At 49.8% G+C, this 24,959-nt stretch carries 21 protein-coding genes; 9 read left to right on the top strand and 12 right to left on the bottom strand.

Translation table 11 applies throughout. From position 1 onward, the window contains the following. Positions 1–44 precede the first annotated feature (44 nt). Entirely contained in the window at positions 45–998 is a 954-nt protein-coding gene (gene corA, locus ACKPBX_RS09205; protein ID WP_086943327.1) for a magnesium/cobalt transporter CorA, read from the top strand. Here the strand turns inward: corA and ACKPBX_RS09200 are convergent, their stop codons facing one another. Then, a complete protein-coding gene (locus ACKPBX_RS09200; RefSeq protein ID WP_068561521.1) occupies positions 999–1,301 on the bottom strand; it encodes a hypothetical protein in 303 nt (100 codons plus the stop codon). Positions 1,302–1,334: 33 nt separating this feature from the next. Continuing rightward, positions 1,335–1,577: a hypothetical protein gene (locus tag ACKPBX_RS09195; protein WP_086943326.1), complete on the bottom strand. Its 243-nt coding sequence runs from the start codon at positions 1,575–1,577 to the stop codon at positions 1,335–1,337. A gap of 201 nt (positions 1,578–1,778) precedes the next feature. Here ACKPBX_RS09195 and ACKPBX_RS09190 point away from each other — a divergent pair, with 201 nt between their 5' ends. Next, positions 1,779–2,582 carry a Cof-type HAD-IIB family hydrolase gene (locus ACKPBX_RS09190; protein ID WP_319995226.1) on the top strand — a complete coding sequence of 268 codons (804 nt, stop codon included), beginning with the start codon at positions 1,779–1,781 and terminating at the stop codon, positions 2,580–2,582. 65 nt (positions 2,583–2,647) lie between these two features. Here ACKPBX_RS09190 and ACKPBX_RS09185 read toward each other — a convergent pair whose 3' ends face one another. Continuing rightward, positions 2,648–2,941, bottom strand: coding sequence for a type II toxin-antitoxin system RelB family anti-toxin (locus ACKPBX_RS09185; protein ID WP_319995225.1), 294 nt, complete (start codon positions 2,939–2,941; stop codon positions 2,648–2,650). A gap of 231 nt (positions 2,942–3,172) precedes the next feature. On the opposite strand from ACKPBX_RS09185, the gene ACKPBX_RS09180 reads away from it, so the two are divergent. Then, entirely contained in the window at positions 3,173–4,612 is a 1,440-nt protein-coding gene (locus ACKPBX_RS09180) for a SulP family inorganic anion transporter (protein WP_319995224.1), read from the top strand. A 272-nt stretch (positions 4,613–4,884) separates the two neighbouring features. Here ACKPBX_RS09180 and ACKPBX_RS09175 read toward each other — a convergent pair whose 3' ends face one another. Continuing rightward, a complete protein-coding gene (locus tag ACKPBX_RS09175) occupies positions 4,885–5,571 on the bottom strand; it encodes a CBS domain-containing protein (RefSeq protein ID WP_072763807.1) in 687 nt (228 codons plus the stop codon). 180 nt (positions 5,572–5,751) lie between these two features. Between ACKPBX_RS09175 and ACKPBX_RS09170 the strand changes: the two genes are divergently transcribed. Further along, the gene (locus tag ACKPBX_RS09170; RefSeq protein ID WP_319995223.1) at positions 5,752–6,120 is read left to right on the top strand and encodes a VOC family protein; all 369 of its coding nucleotides are present in this window, start codon (positions 5,752–5,754) and stop codon (positions 6,118–6,120) included. Between the two features lie 101 nt (positions 6,121–6,221). Here the strand turns inward: ACKPBX_RS09170 and ACKPBX_RS09165 are convergent, their stop codons facing one another. The 5 genes from ACKPBX_RS09165 to chvE all read right to left on the bottom strand — a co-directional run bounded on the left by ACKPBX_RS09165 (position 6,222) and on the right by chvE (position 11,535). After that, positions 6,222–6,944: a RibD family protein gene (locus tag ACKPBX_RS09165; RefSeq protein WP_319995222.1), complete on the bottom strand. Its 723-nt coding sequence runs from the start codon at positions 6,942–6,944 to the stop codon at positions 6,222–6,224. 367 nt (positions 6,945–7,311) lie between these two features. Then, a complete protein-coding gene (locus ACKPBX_RS09160; protein ID WP_319995221.1) occupies positions 7,312–7,635 on the bottom strand; it encodes a PTS sugar transporter subunit IIB in 324 nt (107 codons plus the stop codon). A gap of 13 nt (positions 7,636–7,648) precedes the next feature. Continuing rightward, positions 7,649–8,848, bottom strand: a complete 1,200-nt coding sequence (mmsB, locus tag ACKPBX_RS09155; RefSeq protein ID WP_319995220.1) for a multiple monosaccharide ABC transporter permease — start codon at positions 8,846–8,848, stop codon at positions 7,649–7,651. Beyond that, positions 8,849–10,381 carry a multiple monosaccharide ABC transporter ATP-binding protein gene (gene mmsA / locus ACKPBX_RS09150; RefSeq protein ID WP_319995219.1) on the bottom strand — a complete coding sequence of 511 codons (1,533 nt, stop codon included), beginning with the start codon at positions 10,379–10,381 and terminating at the stop codon, positions 8,849–8,851. It abuts the gene before it with no gap. Between the two features lie 65 nt (positions 10,382–10,446). After that, positions 10,447–11,535 carry a multiple monosaccharide ABC transporter substrate-binding protein gene (chvE, locus tag ACKPBX_RS09145; RefSeq protein ID WP_068561532.1) on the bottom strand — a complete coding sequence of 363 codons (1,089 nt, stop codon included), beginning with the start codon at positions 11,533–11,535 and terminating at the stop codon, positions 10,447–10,449. 233 nt (positions 11,536–11,768) lie between these two features. Between chvE and ACKPBX_RS09140 the strand changes: the two genes are divergently transcribed. Genes ACKPBX_RS09140 through ACKPBX_RS09130 form a run of 3 tightly spaced genes read left to right on the top strand, consistent with a single transcriptional unit; the run spans position 11,769 to position 15,764 of the window. After that, a complete protein-coding gene (locus tag ACKPBX_RS09140; RefSeq protein ID WP_319995218.1) occupies positions 11,769–12,737 on the top strand; it encodes an ABC transporter substrate-binding protein in 969 nt (322 codons plus the stop codon). Between the two features lie 12 nt (positions 12,738–12,749). Beyond that, positions 12,750–14,174, top strand: a complete 1,425-nt coding sequence (locus tag ACKPBX_RS09135; RefSeq protein ID WP_319995217.1) for a sensor histidine kinase — start codon at positions 12,750–12,752, stop codon at positions 14,172–14,174. A gap of 15 nt (positions 14,175–14,189) precedes the next feature. Then, a complete protein-coding gene (locus ACKPBX_RS09130) occupies positions 14,190–15,764 on the top strand; it encodes a response regulator transcription factor (protein WP_319995216.1) in 1,575 nt (524 codons plus the stop codon). Between the two features lie 379 nt (positions 15,765–16,143). On the opposite strand, the gene ACKPBX_RS09125 is transcribed toward ACKPBX_RS09130, so the two are convergent. Continuing rightward, positions 16,144–16,983 carry an AraC family transcriptional regulator gene (locus ACKPBX_RS09125; protein ID WP_319995215.1) on the bottom strand — a complete coding sequence of 280 codons (840 nt, stop codon included), beginning with the start codon at positions 16,981–16,983 and terminating at the stop codon, positions 16,144–16,146. A gap of 123 nt (positions 16,984–17,106) precedes the next feature. On the opposite strand from ACKPBX_RS09125, the gene ACKPBX_RS09120 reads away from it, so the two are divergent. Together ACKPBX_RS09120 and ACKPBX_RS09115 are read left to right on the top strand one after the other, a co-directional pair. Next, positions 17,107–18,864 carry an ABC transporter ATP-binding protein gene (locus tag ACKPBX_RS09120; protein WP_319995214.1) on the top strand — a complete coding sequence of 586 codons (1,758 nt, stop codon included), beginning with the start codon at positions 17,107–17,109 and terminating at the stop codon, positions 18,862–18,864. Next, positions 18,845–20,626, top strand: coding sequence for an ABC transporter ATP-binding protein (locus ACKPBX_RS09115; RefSeq protein ID WP_319995213.1), 1,782 nt, complete (start codon positions 18,845–18,847; stop codon positions 20,624–20,626). The genes ACKPBX_RS09120 and ACKPBX_RS09115 overlap by 20 nt, the downstream gene beginning before the upstream one ends. A 386-nt stretch (positions 20,627–21,012) precedes the next feature. Here ACKPBX_RS09115 and ACKPBX_RS09110 read toward each other — a convergent pair whose 3' ends face one another. Together ACKPBX_RS09110 and araA are read right to left on the bottom strand one after the other, a co-directional pair. After that, positions 21,013–23,418: a phosphoketolase family protein gene (locus ACKPBX_RS09110; protein ID WP_319995212.1), complete on the bottom strand. Its 2,406-nt coding sequence runs from the start codon at positions 23,416–23,418 to the stop codon at positions 21,013–21,015. A gap of 108 nt (positions 23,419–23,526) precedes the next feature. After that, positions 23,527–24,951 carry an L-arabinose isomerase gene (gene araA / locus ACKPBX_RS09105; protein WP_319995211.1) on the bottom strand — a complete coding sequence of 475 codons (1,425 nt, stop codon included), beginning with the start codon at positions 24,949–24,951 and terminating at the stop codon, positions 23,527–23,529. Positions 24,952–24,959: the final 8 nt, after the last annotated feature.

The following is a 24,959-nucleotide window of genomic DNA, read 5'->3' as shown; positions in this document are numbered from 1 at the left end:
CCGTATAATGAAGCTTGAAATCATAATAGAGAAGGTGCAAAAACATGATAACGGCCACCGGCATCACGACTGAAAATCAAATCAAAACAGACCTCGATCTGAATACGGCAGATCTCTCCGCCTACAAATGGACCTGGATCGACTTCGAAAATCCAACAACCGAGGAAGTGCAGCATCTCAAGGATACTTTCCACTTCCATCCGTTGGCGATTGAAGACTGCCTCCAGCTGTTGCAGCGTCCGAAGCTGGATTATTACGAAGGCTATACCTTCTACGTCACCCATCATGTCCATACGGAACAGAAAAAAATCGTCAAGGAAGAACTGGACTTTTTTGTCGCGGAAAATTTCATCGTGACTTTCCACTATGCCTCTTCAAAAGAGGTGCAGTACATCCGCGAGCGTCTGATTTCGCAGCAGAATCCTGAAAAGTGGGATCCCCACTACGTGTTCTATCAAGTGCTCGACAAAATCGTGGACAATTATTTCCCTTTGCTGCATGACGTTGAAGACGAACTGATCCGCATCGAGGACAGCACCCAAAACAGGCGCTCACCCGATCAGATGCCGCAGCTGATCGATATCCGCCACCTGTTGTTGAGTCTGATGCAGACCGTCAATCCGATGCGGGATCTGCTTTATCGGATGCTGAATTCTCAGCATCTCGAGGGCGTCCGCAAAAGACGGAGTTATTTTTCGGATATCCACGATGACCTGCTGAAGGTATCCGAGATGATTACCTCGAATCGCGAGGTGACGACGGATATGCGCGATAGCTATCTGTCGCTCAATTCCCATCAGACCAACAATGTAATGAAGATCCTCACCATCATCACCTCGATCTTCTCGCCGCTGACCTTGATCGCCGGAATCTATGGGATGAATTTCGAACACATGCCGGAGTTGACTTGGAGATACGGCTATTTTCTGGCTATCGGCCTGATGCTCCTGATTGGCATCTCTATGTATCGTTGGTTCAAGAAAAACGGCTGGTTCTGATTACCGGCCGTTTCTCTTGTAATAGGTGGCGACAGGATGCTTCAATTCCCCTGTTTCCAGATAAATGCGGAAATCATTCACCGCGAACAGATCGCCTGGCTCCAGCAAAATGAAATAGAGACGGGTTGGATAACGTTTGCTTTTTGCCAAAATATGATTGTTTCCACCATAGGCATACCACCAAATTTCAAACAGCTCCTCCCTGACGGAAAGCTTATCCTCCAACAGTGTGAACTCATAGCAGCCTTTTCGTTCCAACAGATCAGCGACATCCAACTTTTTTCTCCAGATTCCTTTTTGCATCAACCTCATTTTCCTCACCCTATCCATCAGCCATCATTTTTGATTTACATGATATTTCTGCACCACGACTTGATTGCGCTTGTTCTTCCTGCCATAGATCACGATTGCGTTTCCTTCGGTGACCTGATACAAAAAATCCAACGAATGCGCGCGGATCAGGCAATTCTGCTTCTCTTGCTTGTCCACTGTCAGTGTGAAACGGATCAGCGGCGTTTCCTCCAGTTTGAGGATTTTTATTTTTTCCACTGAACCTTTCAGGCAAATCCCATTTTCCATATCAGTCACATCCTTTAACATCATAATACGAACACACGTTCTTTTTGTCAACTGTTTCCTTCTCGGAAAAACCGCTGAAGGCATTCTTTTCCTCTTGGGAATAGTAAGGAAACGTGTTAAGATGTTGTAAACATAAGCGGATGCTCAAAACTGGCGGCTCCAGCTGGAAGACTTTTGCATCCTACGAAAGGAAGATTCGCCATGCCCATCAGACTGATCGCCGTCGATATGGACGGGACTTTCCTGGACAGCCACAAGAAATTCAACAAGGAGCGCTTCGACTCCCTATACAAACGCATGCTCGAAAAGGATATCCGTTTTGTCGTGGCCAGCGGAAACCAATACTACCAACTGCGTTCTTTTTTCCCTGAAATACAGGATAATATTGCTTTTGTGGCGGAAAATGGCGCTTTCGTCGTGGATTGCAACAAAGAGCTGTCCGTCGGTGAGATGACACAGGAGACGATTGACAAGGTGCTCCGGATCTTCAAGGAACTGGGTGCCTATTCAAAATTGGTCGTTTGCGGCAAAAACAGTGCCTACGTCGACAATTCCGTTTCCGATTACTTTTTCCAAAATACGAAACGCTTCTATCATCGCTTGAAACGTGTGGATTCTTTCTCCGAAATAGATGACATCATCTTCAAATTTGCATCAGGCTTCGCTGAAGATGAAGTCCCTGCTCTCTTGGAGCACTTCACGCGCGAAGTAGGCGATGTCGTCTCCCCGGTACCGACCGGCCATGGCTCGATCGACCTCATCATTCCCGGCATGCATAAGGCTTCCGGCATCCAACTGCTGCAGAAGCTGTGGGGCATCTCCGATGGGGAGACCGCCGCATTCGGCGACAGCGGGAATGACATCGAAATGTTGGAGCATGTGGCCTACAGTTTCGCGATGGCGAACGCAGCAGAGGACGTCAAAAAAGCTGCCAAATACTGTGCCCTTTCGAACAATGAAGAAGGCGTATTGGCCGCAATCGAGCAGCTGCTCGAAATGGAATAAACAAAAAAGGATGATGGATCATCGCTTCGATATGAAGCGGGATCCATCATCCTTTTCTTATGTCGCTATGAAATCAAGCCCGTCAAGAAAGTCAATAATTCATACTTTTTCTCTTCCGGCAGTTTTTTGATTTGAGCGGTAAGTTTCTTTTCCACCGGGCTCATTTCCGAATTGAAGAATTCCGCCAAAGTCACACCGAGAACCTCACAGATATGGTTGAGCGTCTTCAGAGACAATTTAGTCGAATTGTGTTCGATGGCCGAAATGAAGGAAGGCGAGACGTCGATCTGCTCAGCCAATTCTTTCGCCGTTATTTTATTCAGTTTGCGCAATTCCTGAATGCGACTGCCTACTTCCATCCTGATCCGCTCCTTTGTTACTGGATTCAACTTTTCTTTTTACATACTAACACATCTAGGTTTGAAATTTAAAGCATTTTCACTCTGTTTCAAACTTATCATTCAAAATATACACTTATAAATAAATATTTATTCCCCTGTATTCAGTTATATGTTAATATGTTTTTTGTAAGTATGTCTAATGATTTTGAAAATCAAATAAATAACATTTTTTCAAGAAGGAAGGTATCTGTGCAACAATACAAAAAAGAATGGTTCGGTAATATCAAAGGGGATATCCTGGCAGGTATCGTTGTCTGTTTGGCCCTGTTCCCTGAAGTCATCGGCTTCATGATCGTCGCAGGAGTACCCCCAGTCGTGGGAGTCTACGCCACTTTCTTCATCACGGCCATTGCAGCATTTTTCGGTTCCAGCAAGGGCATGATTTCAGCAGCCGCTGGGTCTGTGGCCTTGGTGCTGGCCCACTTGGTTTCTGAATATGGGATTCAGTATCTTTTTGCCGCGACGATTCTGGCAGGTGTCCTGCAGGTCGTCTTGGGATTCCTCAAAATCGGTACCTTGATGCGCTACATTCCGAAACCTGTCATGATCGGTTTCGTGAATGGCTTGGGAATCATGATGTTCACTTCGCAATTGGACCATTTCCAAGGCAGCCTGCTTTTGCCGCTTCTGGGCCTTTTGGGGATTGCGATTATCTTCCTTTTCCCTAGAGTCACGAAGAAAATCCCTGCGCCTATCGTTGCGATTTTCGTCATCACCGCGATTGTGCTGGGCTTTGGCTTGGATGTGAAAACGTTGGGCGATATGGGCTCCATCTCTACGGATTTGCCGCGCTTCGGCATCCCGGCTGTTCCGATGACATTGGAAACTTTGCGGGTCATTTTCCCAACTGCACTTTCGGTTGCCATCGTCGGATTGGTTGAGTCCTTGTTGACTGCACAGTTGGTCGATGAAATCACTGAAGAGAAGAGCGACAAAAATCAGGAAACGTTGAGCCAAGGTCTTGGGAATGTCGTTTCCGGATTCTTCGGCGGTATCGCCGGCTGTGGCATGATCGGTCAGACGATCATCAACTTGAATTACGGCGGCCTTGGCCGTCTTGCGACTTTCCTGTCCGGATTCTTCATGTTGTTGTCCGTTGTTCTTCTGAACGGTTCTGTCGTGCAAATTCCGGTTGTCGCTTTGGCGGCGGTTATGGTTGTTGTCTCCATCGAAACCATCAACTGGGACTCGATCAAACGTTTGCGTACGAACCCTAAAAACGAAAGCTTCGCAATGATCCTGACCGTCGCCATCGTTATCGGAACGCATAACTTGGCTTACGGTGTGGTAGCCGGTACTTTGGTCAGCGCCGTCTTCGCAGCTTTCAAAATGTCCCATCTCCATGTTGCAACAGGGACTGCTGATGATGATCACCACTACAAAGTGGACGGCCACCTTTACTTCGCTTCCGCCGAAAAATTCCTGGACTTTTTCGCTGAAGAGATCGAACAGGAGGAAGAAATCGTCATCGACATCAGCGCCATGACTCTATGGGATTCCACTGCTGTCGAAGCGATCGACAAGCTCATTACCCGCAATAACAAACGGGGTGTAAAAACGACGCTTACCGGTGCGAACACGCAAAGTTCCGCTCTTTTCAAACGGATTTCGATCCACACGGAAAAATAAGAAAACTCACAGTCTGCCTCTCGAGGCGGCCTTTTATCATCTTCTTCCTCCGGCGATCGTGATCTTCGCTGGAGGACGGTTATCATTCCGAGTTGCGTTCTCCGATGAACCAAGCTCAATCGGAGGTGAGGCTGATTGTTACAGGTTGCCTCCGACGAAGGGGTCACTCACAGGAGCTGCGTATACATTTCGGCGCTCTGTTCCAAAAAAGACAGGCATTCCCACAAAAATGGGTAGCCTGTCTTTGTCGTATTTTCTGAACTAAAATCTATCTACACTTCCACCAGGTCAAATCGTGTAATGATGCCAAGCAGATTTTCCGTATTTTTGCCGCTGTGCGTCACCAGTAATGCATCGATTTTTTGGTTGTCGAATAGCGCTTCCGCCTCATAAATGCTCGCATCTTTTTTGACGAAGGCAAAATTATCCTTGTTATCGTCCAGTACAAGGATATCGCGTGCCAGCGTTCCGCCGATCGACACGGTTGCCTCATGCGCATGTTGGGACAGCCAGTGCGTGATGCCATTTTCTGTCAACAAGCCCATCACTTTTCCTTTTCCGTCTTTAATCGGGAATTGCGTCAAATCAGTGTTCCTGATCGTTTCGAGGACAGCGGATAGCGGGGTAGTTTCCTTGAAGAATTTCACATCATCCGATTTGATGTCGAAAGCCGTCTTTGGTTTCAACAGTTGTTCATGGATTGCTTTGATCATAGTCAGTGACTCCTCATTGACGAGCACCAGATCGCTTTGGTTTCCGTGGCTCAAGAAATTGCGCAGATCCCCTAGTATCTGGAAGTCATCCCGCTTCCTTTTCACAAAACTGTCGTAGCGCGCGGCGTTCTCCACCAACTCATAAAAGCTATAGTAGGATTTCCCGCGATTGGGCTTGTACGTCTTGTTGAAGAAACTCTCGATATCATTGAAATAACCCATAAATGCTTCGTTATTGCTATTCAATCGCCTTCACCCTCTCTCAAATTGATCTCGTTATGCTTCTATTCTAACAAGTCAAAGCGGGAAATACGAATCCAAAGCCTTTCATCCAAAGACGCTTGCTGCAACCGTTCTTCACATTGGCCTCCGAATTACTCCGAGCGTATAATGATATTATGATTGATAAGAAACGGAGGAAATGATATGACCACAGCGAATATCATGCTTTACGTAGAGGATGTAGAAGCGAATGCCGATTTTTGGAAACACTATCTCAATTTCAAGGAGGTTGAGCGTTATGACTTTGGGGATTCCATCAGCATCGTGCTGGCGGTGAGCTCTACGTGCAATCTGCAGCTTTTCAATATCGATTTCATCAGAAAGAATTCACCGGAAGTGGCCTCCAACAAACCTTCCTTATTGTTCGACATCTCCGATTTCGATGAGCTTTATGCGCGCTTCAAGGAGAACAACGAGACGGTCGGTGAGATCATCGAAATGGGCGGCGCCAGGACTTTCAACTTCCCTGACAGGGACGGGAACTACTTCGCCGTCCGGGATGCGGCTGAATAAGCAGACCACGCGCTCCGAACAAAGTTTAGTCAAAGAACCACCGAATCCAAAGGCAAAACGCCTTGGATCCGGTGGTTCTTTCGTTCTGCATGACCCTCGTTTCACTCCGAAAGATAATTCAGCCGGATGCCATCCGGACCGATCCGCTCGAATTTATCCAGCCTGAACTTCCGGATACGCTGATCAACACTGTTCCCGAACTCGAATAAAGAAACGGAATCGGAAACGCCTTCGATAAGTGGAGCGATGATGAGGCTGATTTCATCGACCAATCCTTCGCTCGCGAACGATCCGTTCACAAATCCTCCGCCGACCAGCATGAAAGTTTCGATGCCAAAATGGCTGTGCAGTTTGTCCAAGGCGACTGTCATCGACAATGGTTTGCTCTTCCCTGTAAAGATGTAGGAAACGCCCACTTTCCTGAGATGGGCCAGATACCGATCAGAGACCGCCTCGCTCAAAATCGTAACGATATGGTCGCCTCTTCTTTCCGGATACTCGTCACCGATCACATTCGTTTGCCAGCCGAGTTTCCCTTCCGGATCGACCGCAATCGCGTAAGTGCTGAAGGCAGCCGGATGAATGTAATCTTCCCTTGGGATGGCTTCATCCGAATAAATGGACAGGTCCACTTTGTTCCCGAGGGTGATGTGCTGCTCGAACGTGATCCGCCCGCAGATCCAATTGTCCGAACCGTAAGCTTGTAGCGTATCCTCATAGGCCTTTCCGTACGGCCCGAATTCGACCGCACTTAAATAGTGCCCCGCCGCGCGCCCGTCTATCGACATCGCCATGTGGCAAATCACTCTGTAAGGTCTGTTCATTTCTTTTTCCTCCATTCTGAATCTTAGTTGATGATTCCATCATAAACCCTTGAGGTTAGTTTAAGTCAAGAAGAAACTGTCAGGAAAATATGCTCAGATATCCTCGCGATTGAAGGAAAACTCAAAATCTATCCCCAGCTCCGGCGAGGCCCCGCTCGCCGGAGGACAACGGTAACTATCGCTCCTATCTCCGGTGAAGCCCGCCTCATCGGAGAACATATACAAAATGCAAGCTTACCTTCGGCGAAGCCTCCGTTCACCGGAGCTGAGAGCCGAAAAAACATTACCAAATATTTTATTCGGCTTATAAAAGTTCCCAATAAAAAGAGCCGACTCAACTTGAGGCGGCTCCCATACTTATTTGTGTTTATTCCCCGATCAACGCGATGATTTCCTCCAGCACCGCTTCTCCGTCCAGGATCTCATAATTTTCCCTCGAGATCAGCTTGTAGGGCACTGCCTTGTAAGTCAGGAAATCCTTCAACCGCGCGATTTCGTATTTTGATTGCGGGCCGATCATCAGGGCATCGATTGCTTGGCTTTGGATCGCCTGCTCCGCGATGATCGCCGGCGCGGAGTAGACATGGATGTCCAGTCCCCTTTCATCCGCCGCGTTCTGCACATTCTTCACCAGCAAGCCGGTCGTGATGCCTGCCGTACAAATCAATAAGGCTGTCTTTTGTTCGGTCATCTGCTTCAACCCCTTATGCTGCTTTCTTTTTCTTGTTGTAGATATCCAATACCACGGCCAGCAACAGAATCAAACCTTTAATCGCTTGCTGCCAGTCGACACCGACACCGAGAATGGACATCCCGTTATTCAAGACACCCATAACCAAACCGCCGACGATCGTGCCCACGATGGTGCCGATCCCGCCTGAAGTTGAGGCTCCGCCGAAGTATACGGCTGCCATCGCATCCAACTCCATGGAAGTACCTGCTTGCGGTGTGGCCGCATTCAGACGCGCTGCTAAGATCAAACCAGCCAACGCAGCCATCGCGCCCATGTTCACGAATACCCAGAAAGTGATTTTTTTCGTTTTGATACCGGACAATTCCGCCGCTTTACGGTTTCCGCCGGTTGCGTAGATTTGGCGTCCCGCAACGGTCTTGTTCGTCAAGAAAGCATAGGCTGCCACGATGACTCCCAAGATTACCAAAATGACAGGATAGCCTTGGTAAGAGGCAAAGATGTAAGTAACCCCAATCATCACCACTGCTGTCATGACCGCTTTCAACATGAACATATTCATTGATTCAACTTCGAACAGATTGTTCTTGCGTTTTTCGCGTGTGCGCCATTGTCCGAAAACAAGTGCTGCGGCAATAAGGACGCCCAGGATCATCGTCAGCAGATGCACACTGCCATCCGTCAGATCAGGCAGGTAGCCTGTAGAAATCTTTTGGAATATTTCCGGGAAAGGCGCCAACGATTGCCCGCCCAACACAACCTGTGTCAGCCCGCGGAACATCAACAGCCCCGCCAAAGTGACGATGAAGGCCGGGATGCCGAAGTAGGCTACCCAGTAACCTTGCCAAGCGCCGATGATCGCTCCGATCGCGATGCAGATCGGCACCGCTAACCAAGGGCTGACGTTCCAGTTCACCATCAAAATACCGGAGATGGCACCCACGAAAGCCATCACCGAACCGACCGAAAGATCGACATGGCCCAACAGGACCACTAATAGCATACCAGCAGCCAGAACCAGAATGTGGCTGTTCTGCAGCACGATGTTGGTGATGTTCAGCGGCCGCCAGAAGATGCCGTCCGTCATCAGTTGAAATGCGATCAATAACCCAATCAGAATAATTACCATACTGTATTTGCTGAAAATATCAAGCGCCTTTGTTTTTAGATCCAGTGTTTGCTTTTCCTTTTTTACGCCGTTCGTCGTTTCCATCTATAACACACCCTCTTCTTCCCTAGTCATTAGATTCATCAGCGATTCTTGGTTCGCGTCTTTGCGTAAAACCTCACCTGTGAATTTGCCGTCATTCATTGTGTAAATGCGATCGCACATCCCCAATATCTCAGGCAATTCGGAAGAGATGATGCAGACACATTTGCCTGCAGCCGCCATCTCCTCGATGATCGTGTAGATTTCGTATTTGGCGCCGACGTCGATTCCGCGTGTCGGTTCATCCAGGAACAGCACATCAGGTTCCGTCATCAGCCATTTGGCAAGGACTACCTTTTGCTGGTTCCCGCCGCTGAGACTGCTGACTTTTTGGTAAATCGAGTTCGTCTTTGTCCGCATTTTTTTGCGGTATTCTTCGGCTATCTGGACTTCTTTTTCTTTGTCCAAGACGCCCTGCTTGCTGATTTTCCCTAAGCTTGCGATTGTCGTATTCTCACGGATATCCATCAAGAGATTCAAACCCAGCGCTTTCCTGTCCTCGGATACATAAGCAAGCCCGTTTTCGATGGCTACAGGCACATCCTTGACCGAAATCTCCTGCCCTTCCTTAAATACTTTCCCGGAAATGTTGCTGCCGTAGGAACGACCGAAAACACTCATCGCGAATTCGGTCCGGCCTGCTCCCATCAATCCGGCAATCCCGACGATTTCGCCTTTGCGGATCTTAAAATTGATTTTGTCGTTCATGATGCGGTGTGCATCAATCGGATGATGGACCGTCCAATCCTTCACTTCAAAGTAGACGTCGCCGAGGTTCGGATGGCGTTCGGGATAACGGTTCGTCAAGTCCCTTCCGACCATGCCGCGGATGATGCGTTCCTCATTGATGGCTTCTTTTTCCAGCGTCTCGATCGTTTTGCCGTCGCGCAGAATGGTGATTCGGTCGGCCACATTGACGATTTCATTCAACTTATGGGAAATGATGATGGAAGTGATCCCTTGCCTTCTGAATTCCTTGATCAGCTCCAAAAGATTGGCGCTCTCTTCCTCATTCAGCGCGGCTGTCGGCTCATCCAAAATCAGCAAGCGTACCGATTTCGAGAAAGCTTTCGCGATTTCGACCAATTGCTGTTGCCCGACCCCGATCTGGGAAACGAGCGTATTGGGATTCACTCTCAATCCGACTGTCTTCAGCAGATTAGTCGTTTTCTTTTCCGTCAGGTCCCAGTCAATAATGCCGTGCTTTGCCTGTTCATTGCCCAGGAAAATATTTTCACTTACGGACAGATACGGGCTGAGCGCCAACTCCTGATGGATGATGACGATACCTTCATTTTCACTGTCCTTCAGATTCTTGAATTTGCATGTCTCGCCGTTATAGACGATGTCCCCCTCATAGCTCCCATAAGGATACAGCCCACTCAATACATTCATAAGTGTGGATTTACCCGCACCATTTTCGCCGCATAGGGCATGAATTTCGCCACGCTCGATTTTCAGATTCACATCACTCAATGCCCGGATGCCAGAAAATTCTTTGACGATATTTCGCATCTCCAATATATAATCCGCCATGATACCCCTCCTCTATGAAAGAGACTTCCTTGGCGTCACAAAGGAAGTCTCCGTTATTCACATTTTTATAAGCCTAAATCTTCTTCAGAATAGTAGTCTGTATCGATCAGCTCTGCCTGGTAGTTTTCTTTGTCCACTGAAACAGGATTAGCCAAGTAAGTCGGTACGACTTTCACGCCATTGTCATATGTTTCTGTATCGTTTACAGGCACTTCTTCCTCGTTGAAGATCGCTTCGATCATCTCGATTGTGTTTTGAGCCAAAATACGCGTATCCTTGAAGATCGTTTGTGTCTGTTCGCCAGCAATGATCGATTTTACGCCTGCTTGCGTTCCATCTTGGCCTGTGATGACCGGTAATGGTTTTTCAGCTGAACCGTAACCCACGCCTTTCAGAGAAGAAATGATTCCCAAGCTGATTGGATCATAAGGAGACAATACTGCATCCAAGGTTTTATCCGTGTAATTTGCGCTCAACAGGTTGTCCATCCGTGCTTGGGCAGTCGATCCGTCCCAACGCAAGGTTGCGATCTGGTTGAACTTTGTTTGTTCTGAAGGGATGACCAATTGGCCGCTCTCAATGTATTGTTGGAATACGGACATCACACCGTTGTAATTGATCAAGGCGTTGTTGTCATCAGGAGATCCGCCGAATAATTCGATGTTGTATGGGCCTTCACCTTCGGCCAAATTCAATGCATCTTCGATGTATGAAGCTTGCAGTACTCCCACCCCGAAATTATCGAAAGTTGCATAATAATCCACGTGTTCGGAATTCATCAACAAGCGGTCGTACGCGATGACTTCGATGCCTTCATCCGCTGCTTTTCCAAGCACGTCCGTCAAGGCGGATCCGTCAATGGAAGCGATCACCAAAACATCCACACCTTTTGTGATCATATTCTCGATCTGCGCCACCTGGTTCTCGACTTTGTCCTCGCCGTATTGAAGGTCCGTCTTGTAGCCCAGTTTCTCCAACTCAGTGACCATATTGTTGCCGTCCGCAATCCATCTCTCGGCTGACTTAGTCGGCATCGCGATTCCCACATAGCCGGCATCCCCTGTTGATGCTTCGCCATCCCCGCATGCACCTAGCACTACTGCGGATAATAACGTTGCTGCTGTAAGAAAACTTTTCTTCCAATTGAATTTCATCCCGAATTCCTCCACTGCTGTTTTATTTGATATACACATTGTACCCCTATCGGATACCGCTTACATTCACTATCTTTTTCCGTTTCTTGATATTCTTACTCAATTGTATCCGTTTCCATATGGATTTTTTCCGATTTTCTTTGTTTTTTTTCGAAGGCCTCATAAACTGTGCTAAACTATTCGATGGTAGCGTTTTATTTATAGTCAAATAATAGGAAGGAAGTTTTCCAACCATGAAGTACCTCCTGCATCTGCTCCTCTTGCTCTTTGTTGTCGGCGGCTGCGCGAACAGCCCTGATGCGGAAGAAGAGCCGGGGAACATCGTCATCGGGTTCTCGCAGTCGGGAACGGAGAGCAATTGGCGCAAGCGTCACACAGAATCAATCAGAGAAGAATTGGATAAAGAAGGATACGAAGTCCTGTACCGGAACGGTTTCATGAACCAAGGCCGCCAAATCCAGGATATGCGCACCTTTATTGCTTATAAAGTCGATATGATTGTCTTCACACCGATCGTGGAAGACGGTTGGGATGCTGTTCTCTTGGAAGCAAAAGCTGCAGGCATACCTGTTATCGTTGTCGACCGCGATATCCGCACAGCAGAAGAGAATCTGTATCTGACGCATATCGGTTCCAGTTTTAAGTCTGAAGGAAACCGGGCGGGACTCTATATCACCAATCATTTCCAAAACAGCTCCCAGTCTTCCGTAAAGATTTTGGAAATGAAAGGGCTTGCGAATACTTCCCCGACCAATTTCCGCAGTGAAGGCTTTATGGAAGTGATCAGCCGCGATTCAAGGATCATCGTCGAAGCCTCCTTGGAAGGGGATTTTATTCGATCCAAGGCGAAGGATGTCTTCCGGAAATACATAGAAGAGAACGGCTGGGAAGATATCGATGTCCTCTACAGCCATAACGATGAGATGACGCTGGGCATGCTGGAGGTCATGGAAGAAAACGGCATCGTCCCCGGTCAGGACATCCTCATCGTCACGATTGATGGCCAAGCGGAAATGATCGAAAACCTTCGTGCCGGCAAGGTCAATTGCGTCGTCGAATGCAATCCGAATGCGGGCTGGTACGTCCGAAACACCATCAAGCGTTATTTGAACGGCAATACGATCCCTGATGAAATTTACATGCCCGAAACGGTCTTCTCCGATAAAGGCAATCTCGACAGCATTCCGCCAAGGGACTACTAGGGAGGTCACGAGATGGAAAAAATAGCCAGCATCAAAGAAATTTTCCAGCAGACCAATCGCCTGCTGTTCAGCATCACACTGATCCCCTTGCTGGTGATCAGCATCTTTTACACGCGCAATATCCTGATCTACCGAAGCGCATTGGCGAACGTCGAGGAAGCGAATAGCGTTTCGACCATCGTTCAGGAAAATGTCTTGGAGGAACTGTGGGACCTGGTTTTCGGCCTCATCCAAGTCAGCGATTACGAGTCCGGCAACGAACTGGAAAAGGTGCGGCTCGCCATCGAAGAGATCCAGGCCAACACCACTACCGCAAAGGAAGCAGCCAACCTGGATGTCGCTTTGCGGACACTGGACACGCTCGACCACTACATTTCCAAAATGGAAAGCAATATCGCAAACGAGCGGCCCTTCGATGAGAACGAAGCCATCATGGTCCAGGTCGACGCCGTCACGGTCCTGCTTTACGCTATCCTGCAGGACTTTGTGCGCGTCGAAATCGAACTTGCGGGTAAAACCAGCGATGATATGCTTGTATCGCTCTATTACCTGATGCTCTTTGAGCTCATCATCGTCCTCACAATCATCTACTCTGCAAAAAAAAATAACCGCTTTTTAACGCAGCAGGTCCAGGAGCCGTTGAACGACCTGATCGTCCTTTCCGAGGAACTGTCACAAGGCCATCTCGATTACCGGGCAAAAGAGCCGGAAGTCGCCGAGCTGCGCGTCGTAACGGAAAGCATGAATGACATGGCGCAGAATCTGCATGTGTTGATAGAGGAAAACGCCGTGAAGCAATTCGACCTCGCCCAGAGCGAGCTGCGGGTCCTGCAGGCGCAGATTACGCCTCACTTCATCTACAACACCTTGGATGCCATCCTCTCCTTGGCCGAGCAAGGCAACAGCGAGCAGGTGAAGACGATGACCTACGCCCTCTCCGATTTCCTGCGTATTTCCTTGAGCAAAGGCCAAGACTGGATCACGATCGAGAAAGAAATCCGCCACGTCGAAGATTATCTCACGATCCTGCAGATCCGCTACGGGGCCATGCTGACGTTCGCCATCGACATCCCGGAAGAAATCATGCAGACGGAAGTGCTGAAGATGATCCTGCAGCCTTTGGTGGAAAATGCGGTCTACCACGGAACCAAGCATGTCCGGCGGGCCGGGAAAGTGACAGTCGCGGCGACCTATACGGCTGACACGATCCAGTTCTTCGTGACGGACAACGGCATCGGCATGCAGGAGGAGCGGCTCCTCGAAATTCAGGCACGGCTCGCCCAAGCCACTGTCGATGACTCCGGTGAAGGCGGGTATGGCCTTTACAATGTCCGCAAGCGTTTGTTGTTGTATTACGGCAATGTTGCTTCCCTGGATATCGACAGCACCTACAGAAAAGGCACGACCGTCACAGTGACAGTACCGAAGATTACCTAAAAGGAGCGAACAAGCATGTATAAAGTCTTTATAGTCGAGGATGAACACCTGATCCGCGACAGCCTGCGGAAACAACTGCTGTCCCTCGCCGAAACACACCCGCTGATTTTTTCAGGGGAAGCCTCCGACGGGGAAATGGCCTTGGCCTCGATCATGGACGTCAAACCCGATATCCTGCTGACCGATATCCGGATGCCCTTCATGGACGGCCTGAGTTTGGCAAAGGAAGTCCGGAAGATCTTCCCTTGGATCCGCATCATCTTCATCAGCGGCTTCGATGATTTCGAATATGCGCGTACCGCCATCCAAGTGCAGGCGGACGCCTATCTTCTGAAGCCGATCAAAGATACCGAGCTGATCCAAACGCTCGAGACTGTCATCACGGTATTGGACAAACAAAAAGAACCCGTCATGGAACGGGATACGCATGCGGATAATTTCGTCTTCGAACTGAAGAAAAATCATTTCCTGAACGGCATCTTCCGCGGGGATTTGTCGGTTCCGGAAGTGCTGCAGGAATCCGCCGCTTTGAAGCGCTCGGTTGTCGGGAAAAAGACCTGCGTCGTGTTGGCCACCAATCATTACGACAAGAGTTTCGACGATTATTTTCGTTTCAGCAATTATCTGCATTTTCTTTTCGGAGCGGATGAGAGCATCATTTTCTCCAGCATCTCTTCCCGCTTCATCAAATTTCTGCTGATGGACAGCGATACGGACAGGTTGTTGGAAAAGAGTTACCAACTGGCTCAGACGCTCGTCCACGAACTGAAGGACGAAGAGGCGGAGGACCTGATCGTTTCGATCGGCCCGATCGTCGAACGGCTCAGCGAAATTCCGCAGGCCTACCGCTACACGCAGAATATGCTCCAGACCTATGGGGTGCTGCGGACCGAACGGATCATCAGCTACGAGGACGACATCAAGGACGGCGAAGTTTCTCCGACGAATCCTTTCAAGCTCGATCTGGCCCAAAAAATCGCCCAGACCGAAGCGGATGAACTGGAGGAGCTGGTGCTGGAGCTTCAGGGAACACCCGGGGATACTGAAGAACGCAACCGCCTCTTCCGCTTTTTCGTGCTGACCGAATTGGGCAATCTTGTCCAAAAAAAGAAGCCCGGTTCGGAGCAGCCTTTGCTTGAAAAAATGAATGACCTTGATCAATTGGCGGCGGTGGCGGCCGATGCCGCGGAATATACCCAGATCATCGAAAAGCTGCTGGCTTTCCTGATGGCGGCCCACATCCACCCTTCCATGGTGAAGTATCAGAGCGTCATCCAAAAGGCCTTGGGATTCATCAAGGCGAATTTTACCGATCCGGACATTTCCCTGAATGTCGTGGCGGATGCCGTAAACCTGAGTCCGTCGCATTTCAGCACCATCTTCTCGCAGTCTTTGGGACAGACTTTCATCGACTTTCTGACCGAGTGCCGCCTGCAGCATGCCAAGGAGTTGTTGGCCGGGACGGATGATAAGCTGTCCGCCATTGCGATGGACATCGGCTACAACGATCCCAATTATTTCAGCTACCTCTTCAAAAAACGGGAAGGCCAGACCCCAAAAGAATTCCGAAGAACACATGCCAGAGCGTGATGAATCCCGCTCTAGAAATCGAGCACTAAGAGGACTACCACAAAGAGGACGCTTTTTGTCCTCGTGTGGTAGTCAGCTTAGGCACAGATTTCTGGGATTCAGAACGCGTTTAAGCCAGAGCGTGATGAATCGCGGGGGCGTGAAATTCCCCGCCAAATTGTCTTTGAAGGGGAATATTGTGTTGCCTTCGGACGTTTTACCCCGCCTAGTAGGTTTTGGCGGGCTATCTCGTGTTTCCCTTGGACATTTTTGCCCGCCAAATGGTTTTTGGCGGGGTATCTCTGAGCGTAAATTAAATTTCCACATAAAGAGGCTGTATCAAATCCAGAAAATTCTGTTCTGGTTCTGATACAGCCTCTTTTCTTGTTGACGATACTCGCTATACCGTTCGCTGTTCCTTGGTGACTTGGGACGGCGCAGTCCCGTAGTATTTTTTGAACAGTTTGCTGAAGTGGTACGCGTCCTGGTAACCGACAGCCTGGGCGACTTCTTTGATTGTCCACCCTTCCTGCTTCAGCAATTCCTTCGCATGCTTCAGGCGCACGTGGATCAGGTAATGGATTGGGCTCACTCCGGTCGCTTCCTTGAATATTTTTGAAAGATGGGCCGGGCTGACGAAGAGTTGCTGCGCCAGTTGTTCCAGCGTGATTTCCTCGGAATGGTGGTTTTCCAGATAATAGACGGCATGGTTCACCAGATGCTGTTGGCGCACAGCCGTTTGGGAAAGCGCCTGAGGAAGCGTATTGTCGGATCCGTCCTCCAGACTCCGCAGCAACAACCCCAGCATCTCCAATATCAGCCCTTTGCCCATCAGCTGATATTCACTCCGCTGCTCGTTGAACTCTTTCGTCACCCGCCAAGCCTTCTCCATGAAGGCATCCGCATAACAGCCCAAGTCCAGCAAAGCGCGTTTGTTCGGAAAATGATTGCGCGGAAGTCCGTTCAGCGAAAGGTTCGTCAAACCGATATGCAATTGATGGGAAACCGTGCCCTCTTTTTGCCGCTCCGCATGTTTCACACCCGGATTGAAAAGCATGACGGCGCCGGTTCCCAAGTCTTGCCGTTTTCCGTCCACCAAGTAATCCGCTTCCCCTTCCAGAAGGATGCTGATTTCCAGAAAGTTGTGGCTGTGCGTTTTGGAATAATTTCCGGCTTCATTCAAAGGATCGAAAGCGTACAGAATTTCAGGATTAAATGTTTGTACGTGTGTATAGGCCATCGCAAAAGTCCTCTCTGTTGAATACCCTTATATTGTACAGGAATTTGACGAAGAAAAGCCATTCCCATTCCTAAAAAAAGCAGTAACCTGTTAACATACACTTTTTTTGAGGAGGACTGTCTTATGAATCATTATCAATGGATTTGGCGCTATGCTCAGGCATACAAATCCAAAGGCTTACTGGCTTTATTCTTTGTTTTCCTGAATGCCCTCCTGATCATCGTCAATCCCTTGTTGGCCGGGGAATTGGTCGACAAAGTCATCGATGGGGGGCAGGATGATTTGTTGGTGCCGATTTTGGCACTAATGATCGGCATCACGCTCTTTCGGACGACCATCCGCTACAGCTACCAGATGCTGTTCGAACGGATCGGTCAAAATTCCCTCTTCGTGCTTCGTCAGGACATGTACCGGAAGCTGCAGGAGCTGGATTTTGACTTCTTCAACCATACCCGGGTCGGGGACATCATGGCCCGGATGACCGGTGATACCGACGCCATCCGTCATTTCGTTTCTTGGGTCACCTACAATATCCTGGAGAGCATCCTCTGGTTCGTGATGGCTGTCGCGGTCATGGGCACGATCCACTTTCCGCTGATGCTGTCGTTGGTGGCGGTCACGCCGATCATCTTCATCCTGACGCAAAAGATGTCCCGGAAGGCCTTCCCGCTGTTTTTCCAGATCAGGGAAAGCTTCTCGCGGCTGAATTCGATGGTGGAGGAAAATATCGGCGGCAACCGCATCGTCAAGGCGTTCGCAAGGGAAGACCATGAAATCGAAAAATTCACGAAGCACAATGAGGATTTCAAGCGCCGCAACCTGGATTCCGCGGCCGTATCCCGCACCTATCTCCCCTGGCTCGACGGTTTCGCCGGGACACTGAATGCGATTGCTTTGGTGCTCGGCGGCCTCTACGTCATCCGCGGGGAAATGTCGATGGGGGATCTGGTCGCCTTCAATGGGTTCCTCTGGATGCTGAACATGCCGATGCGCATGAGTGGTTGGCTCATCAATGATGTGCAGCGCTTCTCCGCTGCCTGCATCAAAATCCGCGACATGCTGGACACGGAGGCGCGGATCCCAATCACGGCTGCCGAGGAGCACCTCCGGATCAAGGGTACCGTCACGTTCGACGACGTCTCCTTCGCCTTCTCTGATGATCCCGGAACGGATATCCTGTCGCACGTCTCCTTTACGGTCGGTCCCGGACAGACGTTGGGAATCTTGGGCGAAACCGGCTCAGGCAAGACGACGCTCGTCAATCTGGTGGGAAGATTCTACGATCCGACCTCGGGAGCCGTCCTTATCGACGGCAAAAATGCCAAGGACTATCCGGTCCGCCAGTTGCGGGAAAACATCGCCATGGTCATGCAGGACGTCTTTCTGTTTTCGGATACGATCGAGGACAACATCGCTTTCGGCAATCCGCAGGTGGAACGCTCCTATATCCAGCAGATGGCCCGGATTGCCGATGCGGACGGCTTCATCACCAGCATGCCCCAGGGATACGCCACAATTGTCGGTGAACGCGGAGTGGGCTTGTCGGGTGGACAAAAGCAACGCATTTCTTTGGCACGGGCATTGGCGAAGGATCCGGCCATCCTGATTTTGGACGACACCACTTCCGCTGTCGACATGGAAACCGAATCGAAGATCCAGCAGGAGTTGCTTGGATTGACGGAATCCAAGACCACCTTCATCATCGCCCACCGGATTTCGTCGGTGCGGGATGCGGATCTGATCCTGATGATGGAAAAAGGCCAAGTCGTCGAACAAGGAACCCATGCGGAACTTTTGGCCAAGCGAGGCAAATACTATGACGTTTACTGCAAACAACTCGGATTGACGGGAGGGGAAGCCAATGGCACGCAATACGTATGATGTCGATGAAAGCTTAGAGCAAGAATTCAATTGGGGGCACTACCGGCGCTTGGCCGGCTACATCAAGCCCTACAAAAAACCAATTTCAAAGATATTGGCTGTCATCATTTTGGCGAACATTGCCGGAATGGCAGGCCCATATTTCACAAAAATCGCAATCGATGACCTGATACCAGCAGAAAACGTGCAACAACTGCTAGGACTGGGCGGCATCTTCATCCTTTCCCTGGTCCTGATCGGCGGGTGCATGCGCTACCGGATCTACGCCATCACCGAAGTCGGCCAAGATATTCTGAAGGACATGCGCTACGATATTTTTGCGCATCTGCAGCGCTTGCCGTTCGCTTACTTCGACAACCGGCCCCACGGCAAAATTCTGATCCGCGTAGTCAATTACATCAATACGCTGAGCGACCTGCTGAGCAACGGTCTCATCAATCTGATTTCGGACCTTTTCAACGTAGTGATCACATTGGGCTTCATGCTCCTCATCGATGTGCGGCTGACGCTTTACAGTATGGCTCTTTTGCCGGTACTGTTCGGACTGGTGCTGTTCATCAAGAAGCGCCAGCGGATCGCTTTTCAGATTTTGAGCAACAAACAATCCAATCTCAACGCGTATATTCACGAAAGCATTTCGGGCATCAAAATCACCCAATCGTTTGCCCGCGAACAGGTCAATTATGACATCTTCAATGAAGTCAGCGAGGAATACCGGACGTCGTGGATGAAAGCCGTCAAAATCCAATTTCTGATGTGGCCCGGTGTGCTGAACATTTCGGTCCTGACGACCTGCCTGATCTATTTTGTGGGCATCCGCCAGATCGGCGTATCAGTGTCAACAGGGACACTGATCGCCTTCATCGGCTACATCAACAATTTCTGGAATCCCGTCATCAATATCGGCAACTTCTATAATTCCTTGATCACAGCGACTGCCTATCTGGAACGCATTTTCGAGACATTGGATGAGGTGCCTTCCATTCAGGATGCGCCGAATGCCTACGAATTGCCATCGGTCTCAGGAGCAGTGGACTTCGAGGACGTCACCTTCCGCTATGAGGACGGCAAAGACATCTTGCATAAGGTCAACTTCCATATCGAACCGGGTCAGAGCATCGCTTTGGTCGGGCCGACCGGAGCGGGCAAGACAACGATCATCAACCTGTTGACCCGCTTCTACGATATCAACGAAGGACGCGTAAAAATCGATGGCCACGACGTACGCGATGTCACACTCCATTCCTTGCGCAGCCAGATGGGCGTCATGCTGCAGGATACCTTCATCTTTTCCGGTACGATCCTGGAAAATATCCGCTACGGAAAGCTGGATGCCACCGAAGAGGAAGTGATTGCGGCGGCGAAGGTTGTGCGCGCACACGACTTCATCAAACACCTGAAGGACGGTTACCATACAGTCGTTGAGGAGCGCGGCAGCACCCTTTCGGCTGGCCAACGGCAATTGCTTTCCTTTGCGCGGGCCTTGCTAGCCGATCCGAAGATCCTGATTCTCGATGAAGCGACCGCCAGCATCGACACCCGGACCGAGGAATTGCTGCAGGAAGGTCTCCAGAAACTTCTGAAAAATCGGACTTCCTTCATCATCGCTCACCGGCTGTCGACGATCAAAAACAGCTCCCAGATTTTCTACGTGGCAGGCGGTAACATCGCCGAAGCAGGCACCCACGAAGAGCTGATGGCCCAAAAAGGCTTGTATCACCATCTCTACCAATCCCAATACGACCTGTTGCAGGCCGTGTGAATGACGGGAGCCGCATAGCTGAGTGCTCTATTTAATCGTGTTGTCCGATAATGCGATCTAATCGGACAACCTACATGCTTTGGCTGGTCGCGTTGTCCGATAACCCGATCGAATCGGACAACCTACATGCTTTGGCTGGTCGCGTTGTCCGATAACCCGATCGAATCGGACAACCTACATGCTTTGGCTGATCGCGTTGTCCGATAATCCGATCATATCGGACAACCTGAGCGCAGCGCGCTCCCACTAACATAGTTATTGCCGTATCTCTCGGCAGCTTCTTCATTTGCAAAAAAATATCCGAAAAAGATGCGTTCCTGCCCTTAAGAGCAACTGCTCCAAGGGCGGGGACGCATCTTTTTGATTTTTTAACAGTCTTTCTTACGTCAGTCCGCTTTGTTTGCAATCAGTTCTTTGGCTGTTGCCGCACCTTCCAAAGCTTCCCATTTCCATTCCATGACTTCCGGGATGTCATCGCCGTTCTCGCGGATGAAGCGGTGATGGAAATCAACCGTTTTCGTCATCTTTTGCGAGAAGGCTGCCGCTTCTTCGCCATAGACGGCATTGGCCGCATCCTGTGCCAAGTGGAAACGATCCATCTCCGACAAGACGCGCATGTCGAACGGTGTCGTGATGTCCCCGTTCTCACGGTAGCCGTGGATGTGCAGGTTATGGTTGTGACGATCAAAGAAGATGTCACGGATCAAGCCTTCGAAGCCGTGGAAGGCAAAGACGATCGGTTTATCGGTTGTGAAATAAGCATCAAATGCTTCATCGCTCAAGCCGCGCGGATCCACATCCGGATGGCGCAATTTCAACAGGTCGACGATGTTGATGAAACGGATCTTCAGATTAGGGAACTGCTTGTGCAGGATCGTGACTGCGGCAAGCGCCTCCAGGTTCGGTTCCGTTCCCGCTGCCGCGATCACGACATCCGGTTCTTCGTCTCCGCAAGTCGAAGCCCAGTCGATGACTTTCAAGCCATCTTTGACCAATACTTCCGCTTCTTCAGCCGAGTAGAATTGCGGACGCGGGTGTTTCGAAGACACGATCAGGTTGATCTGTTCTTCGGAAGCCATCGTTTCCGCCATCACGGCCATCAAGGAGTTCGCATCCGCCGGCAAGTATTCGCGGATGAATTCCGGTTTCTTCTCAGCCAAATGCGTCAACAAACCTGGATCTTGATGGGTGTAGCCATTGTGGTCCTGTTGGAAAACAGTCGAAGTCGCGATCAAGTTCAATGAAGGATAGTGTTTGCGCCACGTCTGTTCTTTGGCTTTGCGCAACCATTTGAAATGTTGGGTGATCATCGAATCGACGACACGCAAGAAGGCCTCGTAACTCGCGAAGAAACCATGACGCCCGGTCAAGACATACCCTTCCAGGAAGCCTTCGGCTTGGTGTTCGGACAACTGCGAATCGATGACACGGCCGGATGGAGAAAGCCATTCATCGTAAGCAGGATCGATCGCTTCCATCCAGATGCGGTTCGTCACTTCGAAGACCTTGTTCAGACGGTTCGATTTGGTTTCATCCGGTCCGAAGATGCGGAAATTATCCGGATTGTCCACAATCAGATCACGCGCAAAGTTGCCGAATTCGATCATATCCTGGGCAATGACTGCCCCTGGAACGGTCGTGTCGACGGCATACTGCTTCCAATCCGGAATGTTGAGCGGTTTCGGATCGATACCGCCATTCGTGATCGGATTCGTAGCCATCCGTCGGTCGCCTTTCGGTGCCATTTCTTTCAATTCAGCCACCAATTGACCGTCGGCAGTGAACAGTTCTGCGGGACGGTAGGACTGCATCCAATCAACCAGTGCGTCGATGTGTTGCATATGGTGCGCATCCACCGGAATCGGCACTTGGTGAGCACGAAAGCCGCCTTCAATTGGTTCGCCGTCCCACGTTTTCGGACCCGTCCAGCCTTTCGGTGTGCGGAATATGATGACCGGCCAAGCCGGCATCTTCGCTTCGGCAGCGGAGCCTTTGCGGGCTTCCGTTTGGATTGCTTTGATTTTTTCAACGGCCGTATCCAACACTTGCGCCATGATCGGATGCACCGCTTCCGGTTCGGTTCCTTCCACGAACAACGTCTCCCAGCCCATGCCGCCAAAGTACTGTGTCAATTCTTCGTTCGATTTGCGGTCGAGGATCGTTGGGTTGGAGATTTTGCCGCCGTTCAGATACAGGATCGGCAAAACAGCCCCATCGGTTACCGGGTTGATGAACACATTGGAGAACCAACCTGCAGCCAACGGACCGGTTTCAGCTTCCCCGTCACCAACGACAGTCGCTGCGATCACTTCCGGGTTGTCGAAGATGGCGCCTGTGGCATGGGAAAGTGAATAGCCGAGTTCGCCGCCTTCATGGATTGATCCGGGTGTTTCCGGCGCCGCATGGGAAGCGACCCCGCCGGGGAAGGAGAATTGTTTGTAGAGTTTCGTCAACCCTTCCAGATCCTCAGTGATTTCCGGATAGATTTCCGTGTAAGAACCGTCCAGATAAGAGTTCGAAACCATGACTTGGCCGCCATGTCCCGGTCCTTCGACATAGAACATGTTCAGGTCATATTTATTGATGACGCGGTTCAAGTGAGCATAGATGAAATTCTGTCCGGAGATCGTTCCCCAGTGGCCGATCGGATGCAGCTTCACATCGGTTTCCTCGATTGGGCGTTGCAATAAGGGATTGTCCTTCAGATACAGTTGCCCCACGGAGATGAAATTGGCGGCGCGCCAGAAGGCATCCACCTTGTCCAGATACTCTTTTGAATCAAATGCAGTCATTTTTGTTGCTCCTTTTCATTTATATTATTGAAAACGTTTGCTATAACTTTCACAAATGTCCTCCAAAAAATCGGTTTGACGATTTTCTGTCAAACCGATCGAAAAAAACTATTTGATTAAAGCTACCTCAAGACCGACCAGTTTTGCCCAAGCCAGGATCTGATCTGTGCTCAAACTCAATGAAACGACAGTGTGGTGACCGCCGCCAGCTTCGATCCAAGCGCGGATGCCGTCATGGAAATTAGGTTTCACTTCCCATAGGACGCGTGCTACTGGAAGGTTTGGAGCTGCCTCAGTCGGTTCAAAAGCAGAAACTTCATTCACCAACAATTTGTAGTGCGTTCCGAAGTCAGCCATTGAAACGACAACGCCGTCCCCTGCTTTACCATCGAAGACAAGGCGGGCAGGCTCTTCACGGTTACCCATCGATAATGGTGCGATCAAAATTTTCGGTTTGTTGACTGCCAGTCCTGGATCGACTTCCAACATATGCGATTGCAGAATCGCTTCTCTGCCTTCAGCCATTTCATACGTGTAGTCTTCCATGAAGCCGGTGTCGATGTTGTGGGACATGATTTTCATCAAGCGGTCGATTGCTGCTGTTTTCCAGTCGCCTTCGCCTGCGAATCCGTAGCCTTCTGCCATCAAACGTTGCACGGCCAAACCAGGTAATTGTTGCAAACCATGCAGATCTTCAAAGTTTGAGGTAAAGGCAGTGTAGCCACCCGCTTCCAAGAAACGACGGATGCCGATTTCTTGACGTGCCTGCACTTTGACATGCGCTTCCCATTTGCCTTGTTCATAATCGCCGTAGTCGAAATCATACAAATCTTTGTATTCATTGAACAAAGCATCGACTTCTGAATCTTCGACCGCATCGACATAGTCCACTAGATCCCTGATGCCGTAGTAATCGACTGCCCAGCCGAATTGGATCTGCGCTTCCACTTTGTCGCCTTCGGTCACGGCAACGTTACGCATGTTATCGCCGAAACGCGCCACTTTGATGGAGAAGCTTTCATTGTATGCTACCGCAACGTCCATCCATTCCGCGATTTGGGTTTGGACATTTTCACGTTCCCAATAGCCGACAACGACTTTGTTGTTCTTTTTCAGGCGCGCATTGATGAAGCCGTACTCGCGGTCGCCGTGTGCTGCTTGGTTCAAGTTCATGAAATCCATATCGATTGTTGCCCATGGAATGCTTTCGTTGAATTGAGTTGCCAGATGCAACAACGGTTTTTGTAGCAATTTCGTTCCGCGGATCCACATTTTTGCTGGCGAGAAGGTATGCATCCAAGTGATCACACCTGCCACTTCATCACGGTAATTCACTTCTTTCATGATCTTCGTGATTGTATCGGGCGTTACCGCCAATTCCTGCAGCACAAGCGGATAAGGCAGTTTGCCGCTGTTGTTCAGGCTTTCCACGATGACCGCTGCATTGTTTCTTACTGTCTGCAAAGCTTCTTCACCGTATAAATGTTGTGAACCTACTACGAACCAAAATTCTTTTTTCCCTACTTCTAACATATTTTCAG

It is taken from the genome of Trichococcus shcherbakoviae (genome assembly GCF_963666195.1).
Taxonomy (GTDB): Bacteria; Bacillota; Bacilli; order Lactobacillales; family Aerococcaceae; genus Trichococcus; species Trichococcus shcherbakoviae.
This window is presented reverse-complemented; position numbering and strand designations above follow the sequence as displayed.

Bases quoted from the DNA above. Each gene is read 5' to 3' on its own strand.
- corA (WP_086943327.1), top strand. From the start codon at position 45: ATGATAACGGCCACCGGCATCACGACTGAAAATCAAATCAAAACAGAC.
- ACKPBX_RS09200 (WP_068561521.1), bottom strand. From the start codon at position 1,301: ATGCAAAAAGGAATCTGGAGAAAAAAGTTGGATGTCGCTGATCTGTTG.
- ACKPBX_RS09195 (WP_086943326.1), bottom strand. From the start codon at position 1,577: ATGGAAAATGGGATTTGCCTGAAAGGTTCAGTGGAAAAAATAAAAATC.
- ACKPBX_RS09190 (WP_319995226.1), top strand. From the start codon at position 1,779: ATGCCCATCAGACTGATCGCCGTCGATATGGACGGGACTTTCCTGGAC.
- ACKPBX_RS09185 (WP_319995225.1), bottom strand. From the start codon at position 2,941: ATGGAAGTAGGCAGTCGCATTCAGGAATTGCGCAAACTGAATAAAATA.
- ACKPBX_RS09170 (WP_319995223.1), top strand. From the start codon at position 5,752: ATGACCACAGCGAATATCATGCTTTACGTAGAGGATGTAGAAGCGAAT.
- ACKPBX_RS09165 (WP_319995222.1), bottom strand. From the start codon at position 6,944: ATGAACAGACCTTACAGAGTGATTTGCCACATGGCGATGTCGATAGAC.
- ACKPBX_RS09160 (WP_319995221.1), bottom strand. From the start codon at position 7,635: ATGACCGAACAAAAGACAGCCTTATTGATTTGTACGGCAGGCATCACG.
- mmsB (WP_319995220.1), bottom strand. From the start codon at position 8,848: ATGGAAACGACGAACGGCGTAAAAAAGGAAAAGCAAACACTGGATCTA.
- mmsA (WP_319995219.1), bottom strand. From the start codon at position 10,381: ATGGCGGATTATATATTGGAGATGCGAAATATCGTCAAAGAATTTTCT.
- chvE (WP_068561532.1), bottom strand. From the start codon at position 11,535: ATGAAATTCAATTGGAAGAAAAGTTTTCTTACAGCAGCAACGTTATTA.
- ACKPBX_RS09140 (WP_319995218.1), top strand. From the start codon at position 11,769: ATGAAGTACCTCCTGCATCTGCTCCTCTTGCTCTTTGTTGTCGGCGGC.
- ACKPBX_RS09135 (WP_319995217.1), top strand. From the start codon at position 12,750: ATGGAAAAAATAGCCAGCATCAAAGAAATTTTCCAGCAGACCAATCGC.
- ACKPBX_RS09130 (WP_319995216.1), top strand. From the start codon at position 14,190: ATGTATAAAGTCTTTATAGTCGAGGATGAACACCTGATCCGCGACAGC.
- ACKPBX_RS09125 (WP_319995215.1), bottom strand. From the start codon at position 16,983: ATGGCCTATACACACGTACAAACATTTAATCCTGAAATTCTGTACGCT.
- ACKPBX_RS09120 (WP_319995214.1), top strand. From the start codon at position 17,107: ATGAATCATTATCAATGGATTTGGCGCTATGCTCAGGCATACAAATCC.
- ACKPBX_RS09115 (WP_319995213.1), top strand. From the start codon at position 18,845: ATGGCACGCAATACGTATGATGTCGATGAAAGCTTAGAGCAAGAATTC.
- ACKPBX_RS09110 (WP_319995212.1), bottom strand. From the start codon at position 23,418: ATGACTGCATTTGATTCAAAAGAGTATCTGGACAAGGTGGATGCCTTC.
- araA (WP_319995211.1), bottom strand. From the start codon at position 24,951: ATGTTAGAAGTAGGGAAAAAAGAATTTTGGTTCGTAGTAGGTTCACAA.